Below are 11,883 nucleotides of genomic sequence, written 5' to 3'. Positions count from 1 at the left end.
GCAAAAATGTATGTGTCTGGAGCTTGCAGATACTTATTCTGTGTCAAGCTGAGCCAGTGCGTAGTAGACAAATTGTCCGTCTTTGATGGTCTTGATGTATGCGGAATCTTTGATCGCGTCGTGTTCCTCGTCAAACTTAATCTGCCCTGTTACGCAGGTGAACTCATTTTCCTCAAGCGCTTTGATGAGGGCTGCGCTGTCCGTGGTGCCTGCTTTCTCAATCGCATCAAGTGCAATGTTGTAAGCATCATAACCAAGAGCAGTTCCGCTTCCTTTCGGGGACTGGCCCGGGAACATGGCGTCATAGTCGTCAAGGTATTTCTGCACCGTTTCATTCGGCTCGTCGCCTGCAACGAAGAAGCAGGTAAACAGAGCGCCTTCGGTATCCTTGCCGGCAATGTCAATCATGGCCTGCACTTCCCAGCTGTCAATGGCAAGGAACTGCGGGTAATATCCCATCTGATGTGCCTGCATCTGAATCAGCGCAGCTTCCGTATACTGCGTCGGACAAAATACAACGTCCGGGTCAGCTTCGCGGATGGCGTTAATCTGTGCAGAAAAATCCTGATCGCCCTTGTTGTACCGGACATCGGCGACAACGTTTTCCTCACCAAAGGTATCGACAAAATATTTGCGTGCGCCGATACAATAGGTGTCTGTGATATCTGTGATGATCCCCACCGTCTTTGCGCCGAGGTCTTTGGCTGCAAACTGAGCCATGGCAGCGCCCTGGAAATTGTCGGAATAGCATGGCCGGAAATAGCATTCATTTCCCTGTGTGACAAGCGGATTTGTTGCGGTTGTTGTAATGACCGGAATGCCTGCGGCCTCAAAAGTAGGAGCTGCCGCGATGCAGTAGCTGGAGCCAGGGCTGCCAAGAACGATCGGGCAGTTGGCAGAAACAAGGCTGGCTGCCGCTGTCACAGACTCTACATCGTCTGATTTGTTATCTGCAATCACGAATTCCACTTTTCTGCCCAGAACCTCAGGGCGGGCATTCTGGGCAGCCTGGATGCCCTCAAATTCCATCTGTCCGCCGGCTGCGTTGCTGCCTGTAAAGGTCATGAAGATACCGATTTTGATCGGTTCATCGCTATCAGAGGCAAAGGATGGAAAAGAAGCAACGGGAGCTGACAGAAGCGCCATGCTGATCAGAGATGCTGCCATTTTGCATTTAAAAGAACTATGTTTCATATTCAAATCTCCTTTCGTGCGTGTGATGGCAATTCCGAAGCGGATTTGCCGTATCTGTTTTAGGGTGTTCACTGCTCATAAGTTACGAAATACATTACGTTACGGAATATCCACAGATGCATGGGAGTATTATTTTGAAACGTCTTTGGCTTTTCCGAGATACGCGGAGCGGATCTGTTCGTTTTGCAGAAGATCCCGGCCGCCTCCTGACATGGAAATACGTCCGAGTTCCATGACATAGCCTGTATCAGCCAGCTTCAGGGCAGCGTTTGCATTCTGTTCAATCAGAAGTACGGTTACGCCCTGCGCGTTGATCTGTGAAATAATATGAAAGATATCGCGCACCACAAGCGGAGCGAGGCCAAGGCTTGGCTCATCCATCATAATCAGCTTCGGCCTTGCCATAAGTGCGCGGCCCACAGCGAGCATCTGCTGTTCTCCGCCGGAAAGTGTACCGGCCATCTGCCAGCTGCGCTCCTTAAGTTTTGGGAAAAGCTCAAATACATAATCATAGTCCCGACTGATCTGGCTGCTGTCCTTTCGCAGGTATGCTCCAAGCATCAGATTTTCCAGTACGGTCAGATTCGGAAAGACATGTCGGCCTTCGGGCACAAGCACGATTCCCCTTGCAACGATTTCCCGGGTGGGCATGTTTGTGATATCCTCACCCTCAAAGAAGATCTGCCCGCCGGAAGGTTTCACAAGAGAGGTGATCGCACGGAGTGTCGTTGATTTACCCGCTCCGTTTGCACCGATCAGTGTGGCGATCTTTTTCTGTTCTACACAAAGAGATACGCCTTTCAGTGCCCGGATGCCTCCGTAATTGACCGATAAGTTTTTGATTTCCAGCATACTCAGTCCTCCTCTGCGCCAAGATACGCGGCAATGACAGCCGGATCTGTCTGAATTTCCTGTGGTTTTCCCTGTGCAATGAGCCTGCCGAAGTCGAGCACGTAAATATTTTCAGCAATTTCCATAATGAGGTCCATATGGTGCTCAATTAGGAGAACAGAAACTTCGTATTTGTCTCTGATTTCCCGGATAAAGCCGGCCAGCTCAGCAGTCTCCTGCGGATTCATTCCGGCGGCGGGCTCGTCGAGGAGCAGAAGCTTCGGACGAGAGGCAAGTGCTCTTACGATTTCAAGCTTACGCTGAATCCCGTAAGGAAGAGAGACGGCGTCAGCATCTGCATAGTCGCCAATTCCAATTTCATTGAGCAGCTCCATTGCATAGCCGCGCATCTGTTTCTCTTCCTTCCAGTAATGCGGGAAGTATGAGATGGCTCCGAGATAGCTGCTTTTTAAATGCACGTGCTGTCCGAGAAGAATATTGTCGAGCACAGACTGTTCTGCAAACAGGCGGATATTCTGGAACGTGCGCGCGATTCCAAGCCTGGCGATTTTATCCGGACGCAGGCCGGTAATATCTGTGAAATCAGAATTACACGCGTCAAAATACCGTATATGACCGGAAGTCGGCGTATAGATTCCTGTGATTACATTGAAGGCGGTTGTCTTTCCGGCACCGTTCGGACCGATCACCGCAACAATCTGATTTTTTTCGATGTTCAGATTTAGATCGTGAATTGCGGTAACGCCGCCGAACTGCATTTTAATATTGCGTAATTCAAGTATATTACTCATTTGTATCACCTCTGTGCAGCAGTCTTTGGATGGATTTCCGGACGCGTCCCGGGAAACCGATCAGGCGGTCCCAGCTGAATTCCTTTCCTCCGGCGAGACCCTTCTGGAAAAACAGTACGACAATCATCAGAAGAAGCGAGAAGAAGACCATACGCAGACCGGCGATAGCGGGAACTGTGACGGGACCTATTGCAAAACCGTTATCGAGGAAACGAAGCGCTTCTCTGGCGATGATAAAAATACATCCTCCGAGAATGGAGCCGGTAATGGTGCCTGTGCCGCCCAGTACAATGATCAGAAGAATGTCATTGCTGAGACTCTGGCGAAACAGTGCGGGGTTGATCGTGCCGACAACGCTGGCCATCAGCCCTCCGGCGATTCCGGCCATAAACGCGGATGTACAGAAAGCCAGAAGTTTGTGGCGCATCAGTGAGATGCCGATGGCCTCAGCAGCAAATTCGTCGTTGCGGATTGCTTTGAAGGAACGGCCATAGCTGGAACGAAACAGCCGGACCATGAAAAGCACGGCCAGGATCAGTGCAGTACCGGTCCACCAGACATTTACGGTGGAGGGGATGTTTTTCAGGCCTGTGGCTCCATTTGTGACATTCTGAAGGTTTACAAAAAGAATGCGGATAATCTCGGAGAAGCCAAGTGTCGCAACACTGAGATAATCCCCCTTCAGCCTGAAAACGGGAATACCGATCAGGAAGGCTGCTGCAGCGGTCAGAACGCCACCCAGCACAAGCGCTGCCAGGAAGGGCAGGTGCAGGTCTGCAAGCCAGGGAACGATCGGGTCAAGATAGAACAGCGTGTCCTTGACTTCCGGGGAGAGTGCAAGCAGCGTTGTAACATAGGCACCGATGGCCATAAAACCTGCGCTTCCCAGGGAAAACTGCCCGGTATATCCCTGGATCAGATTCAGGGATATACCTACAAGCGAGTAAATCAAACAGAGATTGACGATACGGATTCCATAGTTGTCGAGAAGGAACCCGTTTTGTAATAAGTAGAAAAACGCAACAAGCAATAAAATACTGATGCTTGTGAGCGCAAGATTTCTGCGCTGTTTTTTGGACATTTGTCCGATAAGTCCCGGATAAATTGTTTTATCTGTCATAATACCCCCATGGAATTGAGAAAACGCAGGTTATGCTTTGTCGGTCACCTTTGCGCCAAACAGTCCCGTCGGCTTGAACAAGAGAATCAAAATCAGAATGATAAAAGCAAAGATGTCTCTGTAGCCGGACAGACCAGGAAAAAAGTATACCAGCATAACTTCAACCAGTCCCAGAATGATGCCGCCGAGAACAGCTCCCTTGATGTTTCCGATGCCTCCCACAACTGCGGCGATAAAACATTTGGTGCCTGGCATGGCGCCCACTGTGGGACTGATCTGCGGATACTTCAGGCCCCACATAAATGCTCCGAACGCAGTCAAACCGGAACCAATGATAAATGTGACGCGTATGACAGCATTGATGTTGATGCCCATGAGCTGGCTTGTCTCAAAATCTTTTGATACGGCTCTTGTTGCCACGCCCATTTTTGTGTGTTCCAGGAAGAACAGCAGAGCTGCAATCAGAACCACCATGGAAATCACGACAAAAATAACAAGACGCTGAATACGCCACTCGCCGTTTCCAAGAACTATGACTTCCTGCAAAAACGGAATGTCCGGGAAAGACTTTGGAACGGCAGTAAACACAACTGTTGCGAAGTTCTCCAGCAGATATGCCACACCAATGGCAGAGATTGTCAGAGAAATCCGCGGCGCGGACCGAAGCGGCTGATAGGCAATACGCTCAATACATACGCCAAGCAAAATGGTGAGCGCAAGCATTGCGATCAGGCCGAAATACCAGGGCAGATAGAATACGGAAACAGAGTAAAACGCGAAGTACATGGAAAACATGAATACGGAACTGTTCGCAAAGTTAATCAGATGCAAGATGCCGTATACCATAGAGTAACCTACCGCGACGAGACCGTATAAACATCCGAGCGCCAGCGCGTTCGTAAATTGCTGAAAAAGAGTTGCCATAAAATCGCCCTACTTTCAAAATATAACAAGAGAATGACCGGTTACAGAATTTCACGAAGCTGCTGCAAAAGATAATCAATATCCTTACGGCTTACGTCATTGTTTGTCAGGAGACGGAAGCATCCCTCGCGCCCGGCGATTGGATTGCAGATTTTAATACCGCGCTTGTACAGCTTTTGGGGCAGCGTTTCACAGAACTCCCTGGAACGGTGCAGTTGAAAGAATACAATGTTGATGTCCACAGACTCCAGCTCTACATCAATGCAGTCAAACGCACTGAGCTGTTCTGCGAGATAGCGTGCATTTTCATGGTCAATGTGCAGACGGCCGCGCATATGGTTCAGTGCGCAGATCCCGGCAGCTGCCAGGACGCCGCATTCGCGCATGCCTCCGCCCAGCATTTTCCGGTATTTTCTTGCCCGGGCGATAAAATCGCTCTCTCCGCACAGAATCGCTCCCACAGGAGCAGCCAGTCCCTTTGAAATACAGCATGTGATGGAATCGCAGTACTGCGCCAGTTCTTTGACGTCAACATTCTGGGCAACAGCGGCATTCCAGATGCGGGCGCCGTCAACATGGACCTTCAGTCCGTGTGCGTGTGCCATCTCATAAATTTCACGCATGGTTTCCTTTGTGACAATGCGTCCGCAGCGCAGCGCGTTTTCGAGACAGACAAGAGAGGTTGCAGGTGCGTGAATGTCATCCGGACGAATTGCCTCTTTGATCATCTGAACATCAGGGATATCATCTGGAAATGAGAGCGTTCTGACGCTGACGCCGGCCAGTACCGATGCTCCGGCGACCTCTTCCTGGAAAATGTGGCTGTTGGTGCCGACAATGATTTCATCGCCGCGGTGCGTCTGGCTCATAATGGCAGTCAGGTTGCCCATTGTGCCAGAAGCCACAAACAACGCTTTTTCTTTTCCGAGAATACTGGCGCCAAGTGCTTCAAATTGATTAACCGTAGGGTCGTCACAGGCTACGTCGTCGCCTACAGCCGCGTGAAACATTGCTTCACGCATTTCTGGAGTGGGCTGCGTTACGGTGTCACTGCGAAAATCAATATACCGCATATGTATGTTCCTCCTAGTAGTGGTGCAACGGATATTTTCCGTCACTGTGAATGAGTAATTTTAACAATATTTATTAAAATTCCGTAAATAAGCACAAAAATATAGCGTGTAAAAAGTAGAAATATGGCAAAATTTATATAAATTTGTATATCATTATAAACAAAGATTGACAAATAGTAAAATACTTATATTAATATATAATTATAAGAATAACTATATAATTCGTGAAAAACTGATATCAGGGAGATGCAGATGTTCGGTCATAATGAATATGTTTATGCAGTGTATAAAGAAGGAAGCTTTAGCAAAGCAGCAGAAAAGCTGCACATTTCGCAGCCTGCGCTCAGTGCAATTATATTAAAAGAAGAGGAAGAGATCGGCTGTCCGATTTTTGACCGGAGAAAACGTCCGATTGAACTGACTGCTTTTGGCACAGAATATATCCGTTCCATCGGCAAAATTTATGCCATCGAAAAGGAGCTTTCGGATTACATAACAAGCGCAAAAACTCTAGAAAGCGGAGAGGTAACGCTCTGCGGAACGAATCTCGGTCTTCTCTATAAAGTACCTGTTGTGATTGCAAAGTTTAAGCAGCAGTATCCGAACATTACGGTTCATGTTGCGGAATCCTGCACGCGCGGGTCGATTCAGCAGTTAAACTCTGCGGAGGTGGATCTCGTTTTGACAAGTAAACCGCTGGATTCTCACCGGTATGTGCAGGAAGTCTGTTATCAGGAACGGCTGATTCTTGCGATTCCAAGATGCTTTCCGGTCAATGAGGAACTGACTGCAAAGAAACGTTTCAGCTACGAGGAACTGCAGCAGATGCCTTATCATATTTCAAAAGAAGAAATGGTATCACTGTCAAAACTGGGCGACACGTCATTTATTCTGCTCAGAAATACAAACTATCTGCGTGAATGTACGGATCTTCTGTTCCGTGAGGCATATATCAGTCCGCCGATTGTTATGGAGGTCGATCAGTCTGCGATATCGTACAATTTTTGCAGCCTGGGTATGGGCGCTACGATTCTGAGTAATCGTCTGATTGAGCCGTCCCCCAAGAATGATTCTCTGTATTTTTATGCGATTGACAGCAGGTTTACGGCGCGTGAGACATACATTGCATACAATAAAAACAGATATGTGACCTTTGCAATGAAAAAGCTGATCGAGATGATGACTACGGAGGAGTAGACTGCGTATTTACGCTGGATCAGTTTATTGATTTTTCATTTGCACAGAGTGCCCAGATCCGATAAAATGAGCATATGCGTTTGATATAAGAACGCCAGGAAAGAGGTGCAGGGATGAATATTGAACACAAAAAGACGGCATTGGGGGATGATTCTGTTCTTTATCAGAAACGGGATGATTCATTTGGAAGGAAAGACCTCAAAAGTCTTACCAGAAAGCAGAAGCTGCAATACTTTAAAGACTACTATCTGATGAAGGTGGTGGTCGTTCTTGCCGTTTTGATTGCAGTGGGAAGCCTGCTGAACGGAATGTTTTTTAACCGCTCAGAGTGCGTGTTATCAGTGGCCTTTGTAAATGAAAGCCGTATTCCTCAGGCAGAGGAGCTGAATGAATCACTTGAAAAATATCTGGATCTGGGACGCAACGACTATGTTTCCGTGGAGAATTACGGGCTGGACGACTATCAGATGCAGATGGCTTTTGTGACAAAGATGTCAGCGTCTGCGATTGATCTAACGATCTGTCCGAGGGATTATTTTGAGGACGGATGCGCACTCGGAATGTTTGCCGACCTGAGCGAATGTCTGCCGGAGGAGACGTACCGGGAGCTTGCTGGGCGTATGCTGGAAGGCCGGGAGGCCGAGCGGGACACAGAAGGAAACATTGTATCTTATTATGATGCAAAGCCTTATGGAATTGATCTGTCAGGCAGTGCATTTTTGGCCGAGTATGGCGTTACGGATGAGTCCGCAGTACTTTGCATTATGGGCAATACGGAGCATATGGCGTATGTAAAGGACGCGCTTGTGCATTTTTTCAAATAAGACCTCAGAAGCTTTCCGGACATTGACAATACAATAGTGACAATACAAAAAAGATGAAACTGTGCTTAGCAAAAAAAGAGCGGGCAAAGGAAAACGTGATGGAGGATTGTTTTGTAAATGTAAAACGTTACTCCATGGTTTCCTGCGCATAGGCATGCTACAATAAAAATGTAGAATGTGGCCATAAGATACAGAAAATCAAAAATAGAATGTTCGGTAAAATGCAAAAGATTTTGAACGAAGATTCTGTTTGAGTGCGCAGGAGGGTTGTTATATGCAGCAGAGAAAAAGAACGAATCAGTTTTGGAAAAGATTTCTGGCACCTGGTCTTGCAGCAGCCATGTTGTTTGGCATGCAGACGACAGGTGTTGCTGCCGGCGCTTCAGGATTTGAAGCGAAGGATGGAATGATCGACGAGCAGGCAGGCGATGTCTACTATGAAATTTTTGTACGTGCGTTTCGCGATTCAAACGGAGACTCTATTGGAGACTTTAAAGGTATAGAGGAACAGGTTCCATATCTGGCAGAACTGGGGATCACCGGAATTTGGCTGATGCCGATTACAGATTCTGGCAGCGATCACTGTTATGATGTACGGAATTACTATGAGACAAACAGTGATTACGGTACAATCGAAGAATTCAAAAGTATGCTGGATACGTGTCACGAGTATGGAATTAAAGTGATTATGGACCTGGTAGTGAATCATTGTGGTTTTAGCAATGTTTGGTTTCAGGAGGCCCTGAAAGGTCCGGTTCTGGAAAATGGAAGCGAAAATCCTTACTGGGATTATTTTACATTTGTTCCGGACGATGCAAATTTTGTAGAAAAAACAGCAGAAGAAATTCATGAAGAAGAGGAAGCATATCTTGCAGAACACGGTTCTATGGAGGGATATACGGTACAGTATCCGATGTTTGATAATGCAACCAGGGGACCAGAGGCTACGGTATGGAACCGCACCGATGATTTGCCAGACATGGTACAGAGAATGATTGAGTGGGGAATGTTAGAAGCCCCGGAAGAGGGCAGTGAGCCGGAAATCGTTCCTGGCTATCGCTATATAGGTATTTTTGGTTCTGGAATGCCGGATCTGAATTATGCCAGCGACGCTTTGCGTGAGGAAATCAAGGATGTGGCAAGCTATTGGCTGGAAGCAGGTGTGGACGGATTCCGGTTGGATGCGGCGCGTCATATTTATGGTGATTATTATTCGAATATTTACAGTGATTATATTTTTGAAAAAAATATGGAATATTGGAGAGATTTCCGGGCAGATTTAGAAGCAAAGTATCCGGATGTTTATCTGGTTGGAGAGGTATGGGAGAAGAATACGGACAATGTGGTTCCGTTTGTTTCCGAAGGAGGACTTCACAGTATCTTTGATTTTAATCTTTCCGGCAAGATTTATGAGGCAGTATCGAACGAGACTACGAAGTATGATCCGGCGGCTGCATCAGAGACAAACAGGCTTTCCGAAGATACGGATTTGAATCTTGTGACCGGACTGGTTGATTACTATAATAAACTGGGTGCGGGTTCGGATTATGAATTTGTGGACTGTCCGTTTATAACAAACCACGATCAGAACCGACTGATCAGTTTGCTTCGCTATCAGTTTGATGAGACGGCAGACGATATTTTTGTGGCCAATATTCTTACGGATGAGGAAGGAAATCTGATTCCGAGAGAGGATGCGGACCAGGCAGAAAACCATGCAAAAGTGGCTGCTGATTTGCTTTTGACATTGCCGGGCAGACCGTTCCTTTATTATGGAGAAGAAATAGGAATGGACGGGGCAAAACCAGACCCCACCATAAGAGAGTGTATGGCATGGTTTGAGGAGCCGTTTGCAGCGGATGGGGCTGCACAGACAGGACTTGCGAACTATAACGACGTAGTATACAGCCTGGGCGGTGAGGCATCCGTAGAAGCGCAGATGGATGATCCAGAGTCGATGCTGTCACATTACAAGGAAATCATTGGGGCCAGAAAGTCAATTCCGGCATTGATGAATGGAGATATTGATACGTATACGCTGGAGTCGCAGGAGGTAGTGTCTTATATTCGTATGACGCAGGAAGAAAGAGTTCTGGTACTGATCAATCTGACCGGTGAAGAGAAGCAGCTGCAGATTACGGATGATCCGAATTATGGGGCATTCACAGAAGTGGCATTCCAGGCCGGAACCGATCAAATCAGCAATCTGGCTGGACAGGATTTGACATTGGCGCCGTATGCAATGGTAGTTTTGCAGTAAGGTAAACGATACAGAAGAAAGATGATATACAGCTAAAACTTGCAATATTTTATGTGGAGGGGCCGTCTGGGGGCCCCTCTTCGTATTTTTCCGCTTCATTTCTTACAAGTTTAAGACGATCTTTTTCGGGGAGTATTTCCGTTAAATACTTCAAAATATTAATTCTATTCATGAATTCTATTCATGAATTCTATTCATGGGTAAAAAATGGTTTGACATTCCAGTAAGTCTGTGGTAAAGTATAAAAGGTTGTAATTAACAGGAAAGCAGAGTATCCACTCTCACCGCGGCACAGAGGTGACCGTCGGTTCATATCGGGAGCAAAGCAGCACACAGAAGGTATCTGTGTTTTGTATGTGAGGATTATGAGTGGATAACGATGTTATCCACTCTTTTTATATCGATGTGTGGAGGTGCGTACCATTAGCGAATTAATGATCAACGAACAAATCAGGGACCGTGAAGTCCGTCTTATCGGAGAGAACGGCGAACAGCTTGGAATCATGTCTGCAAAAGATGCGATGAAGCTGGCAAAGGAAGCAGAACTTGACCTAGTAAAGATTGCTCCGACCGCAAAGCCGCCGGTCTGCAAGATTATTGATTACGGAAAATATCGTTATGAGCTGGCCAGAAAAGAAAAAGAGGCCAGAAAAAAACAGAAAACGATCGAAGTCAAAGAGGTTCGATTATCGCCGAACATCGATGTAAATGATTTAAATACCAAGGTAAATAATGCCAGAAAGTTCGTCACCAAGGGAAATAAGGTAAAGGTTACGCTTCGTTTCCGTGGACGTGAGATGGCGCATATGAATGCCCACCGTTATATTCTTGAAGATTTCGCAAAAGAGCTTGAGGACGTTGCAGTCGTTGACAAACCGATCAAGCAGGAGGGCAGGAGTCTTACTATTTTCCTGTCGGAAAAACGTTAATTCAGATATTTTAATACAAGGAGGAACTATAAGATGCCAAAAATGAAAACCAGCAGAGCAGCTGCAAAACGTTTCAAAAAAACAGGTACAGGTTTATTGAAAAGAAGCAAAGCTTATAAGAGCCATATCTTAACCAAGAAGTCTACAAAGAGAAAGAGGAATCTGAGACAGGCGACGATTACAGACGCTACGAATGCTCAGAACATGAAGAAGATTTTACCGTATTTATAAGATGAGGCGAAGGAGGAAATAAGACATGGCAAGAATCAAAGGCGGTTTGAACGCTAAGAAAAGACATAACAGAGTATTAAAGTTGGCAAAGGGTTACAGAGGAGCCCGTTCCAAACAGTATAGAATCGCAAAACAGTCCGTAATGCGCGCTCTGACAAGCGCATATGCAGGACGTAAGCAGAGAAAGCGTCAGTACAGACAGCTCTGGATTGCACGTATCAATGCAGGCGCACGTCTGAATGGACTTTCCTACAGCAAGTTTATGTATGGTCTGAAGCTGGCAGGTGTTGAGCTGAACAGAAAAGTTCTAGCTGACATGGCAGTAAATGATGCAGAAGGCTTTGCAACACTGGCAGAGCTCGCAAAGACAAAACTGGCTTAAGCGGCAGGGTTCGAATAAATAAAGAAGAATGATAAAAAAGCACTGTATTCCGCGGAGGACTGCAGTGCTTTTCTGGTTTCTGTCGGATTATGGTAAACAAGAGGTG

General features: G+C 46.7%; 12 protein-coding genes. 6 read left to right on the top strand and 6 right to left on the bottom strand.

The features are described from left to right. Positions 1-33: 33 nt before the first annotated feature. The 6 genes from AC6I2O_RS05995 to ltaE form a co-directional block, all read right to left on the bottom strand. Positions 34-1,194, bottom strand: a complete 1,161-nt coding sequence (locus AC6I2O_RS05995) for an ABC transporter substrate-binding protein (protein WP_120390981.1) — start codon at positions 1,192-1,194, stop codon at positions 34-36. Positions 1,195-1,323: 129 nt separating this feature from the next. Next, the gene (locus AC6I2O_RS05990; RefSeq protein ID WP_120390980.1) at positions 1,324-2,046 is read right to left on the bottom strand and encodes an ABC transporter ATP-binding protein; all 723 of its coding nucleotides are present in this window, start codon (positions 2,044-2,046) and stop codon (positions 1,324-1,326) included. A 2-nt stretch (positions 2,047-2,048) separates the two neighbouring features. Next, positions 2,049-2,837, bottom strand: a complete 789-nt coding sequence (locus tag AC6I2O_RS05985; RefSeq protein ID WP_120390979.1) for an ABC transporter ATP-binding protein — start codon at positions 2,835-2,837, stop codon at positions 2,049-2,051. Next, on the bottom strand, positions 2,830-3,957 hold the full coding sequence (locus tag AC6I2O_RS05980) for a branched-chain amino acid ABC transporter permease (protein WP_497742098.1): 1,128 nt from the start codon (positions 3,955-3,957) through the stop codon (positions 2,830-2,832). Before AC6I2O_RS05980 ends, AC6I2O_RS05985 begins: the two co-directional genes overlap by 8 nt. A gap of 30 nt (positions 3,958-3,987) precedes the next feature. Next, entirely contained in the window at positions 3,988-4,881 is an 894-nt protein-coding gene (locus AC6I2O_RS05975; protein WP_120390978.1) for a branched-chain amino acid ABC transporter permease, read from the bottom strand. A 41-nt stretch (positions 4,882-4,922) separates the two neighbouring features. Then, positions 4,923-5,954 carry a low-specificity L-threonine aldolase gene (gene ltaE / locus AC6I2O_RS05970; protein WP_497742094.1) on the bottom strand — a complete coding sequence of 344 codons (1,032 nt, stop codon included), beginning with the start codon at positions 5,952-5,954 and terminating at the stop codon, positions 4,923-4,925. Between the two features lie 252 nt (positions 5,955-6,206). Between ltaE and AC6I2O_RS05965 the strand changes: the two genes are divergently transcribed. The 6 genes from AC6I2O_RS05965 to rplT all read left to right on the top strand — a co-directional run bounded on the left by AC6I2O_RS05965 (position 6,207) and on the right by rplT (position 11,777). Then, positions 6,207-7,151, top strand: coding sequence for a LysR family transcriptional regulator (locus tag AC6I2O_RS05965; protein ID WP_497742093.1), 945 nt, complete (start codon positions 6,207-6,209; stop codon positions 7,149-7,151). Between the two features lie 113 nt (positions 7,152-7,264). Further along, positions 7,265-7,975 (top strand): hypothetical protein, encoded by a 711-nt coding sequence (locus AC6I2O_RS05960; RefSeq protein WP_120390975.1) that lies wholly within the window; start codon positions 7,265-7,267, stop codon positions 7,973-7,975. Positions 7,976-8,249: 274 nt separating this feature from the next. Further along, positions 8,250-10,235, top strand: coding sequence for an alpha-amylase family glycosyl hydrolase (locus AC6I2O_RS05955; RefSeq protein WP_120390974.1), 1,986 nt, complete (start codon positions 8,250-8,252; stop codon positions 10,233-10,235). A gap of 434 nt (positions 10,236-10,669) precedes the next feature. After that, positions 10,670-11,164: a translation initiation factor IF-3 gene (infC, locus tag AC6I2O_RS05950; protein WP_120390973.1), complete on the top strand. Its 495-nt coding sequence runs from the start codon at positions 10,670-10,672 to the stop codon at positions 11,162-11,164. A 33-nt stretch (positions 11,165-11,197) separates the two neighbouring features. Continuing rightward, positions 11,198-11,395, top strand: a complete 198-nt coding sequence (gene rpmI, locus AC6I2O_RS05945) for a 50S ribosomal protein L35 (RefSeq protein ID WP_120390972.1) — start codon at positions 11,198-11,200, stop codon at positions 11,393-11,395. Positions 11,396-11,420: 25 nt separating this feature from the next. Further along, positions 11,421-11,777 (top strand): 50S ribosomal protein L20, encoded by a 357-nt coding sequence (rplT, locus tag AC6I2O_RS05940; protein ID WP_120390971.1) that lies wholly within the window; start codon positions 11,421-11,423, stop codon positions 11,775-11,777. The last annotated feature ends 106 nt before the right edge of the window (positions 11,778-11,883 follow it).

It is taken from the genome of Blautia sp. St.27G3, from assembly GCF_059728505.1.
This window is presented reverse-complemented; position numbering and strand designations above follow the sequence as displayed.

Coding starts and splice junctions, on each gene's coding strand:
- rpmI (WP_120390972.1), top strand. CDS start 11,198: ATGCCAAAAATGAAAACCAGCAGAGCAGCTGCAAAACGTTTCAAAAAA.
- AC6I2O_RS05985 (WP_120390979.1), bottom strand. CDS start 2,837: ATGAGTAATATACTTGAATTACGCAATATTAAAATGCAGTTCGGCGGC.
- rplT (WP_120390971.1), top strand. CDS start 11,421: ATGGCAAGAATCAAAGGCGGTTTGAACGCTAAGAAAAGACATAACAGA.
- ltaE (WP_497742094.1), bottom strand. CDS start 5,954: ATGCGGTATATTGATTTTCGCAGTGACACCGTAACGCAGCCCACTCCA.
- AC6I2O_RS05975 (WP_120390978.1), bottom strand. CDS start 4,881: ATGGCAACTCTTTTTCAGCAATTTACGAACGCGCTGGCGCTCGGATGT.
- AC6I2O_RS05960 (WP_120390975.1), top strand. CDS start 7,265: ATGAATATTGAACACAAAAAGACGGCATTGGGGGATGATTCTGTTCTT.
- AC6I2O_RS05955 (WP_120390974.1), top strand. CDS start 8,250: ATGCAGCAGAGAAAAAGAACGAATCAGTTTTGGAAAAGATTTCTGGCA.
- AC6I2O_RS05980 (WP_497742098.1), bottom strand. CDS start 3,957: ATGACAGATAAAACAATTTATCCGGGACTTATCGGACAAATGTCCAAA.
- infC (WP_120390973.1), top strand. CDS start 10,670: ATGATCAACGAACAAATCAGGGACCGTGAAGTCCGTCTTATCGGAGAG.
- AC6I2O_RS05990 (WP_120390980.1), bottom strand. CDS start 2,046: ATGCTGGAAATCAAAAACTTATCGGTCAATTACGGAGGCATCCGGGCA.
- AC6I2O_RS05995 (WP_120390981.1), bottom strand. CDS start 1,194: ATGAAACATAGTTCTTTTAAATGCAAAATGGCAGCATCTCTGATCAGC.
- AC6I2O_RS05965 (WP_497742093.1), top strand. CDS start 6,207: ATGTTCGGTCATAATGAATATGTTTATGCAGTGTATAAAGAAGGAAGC.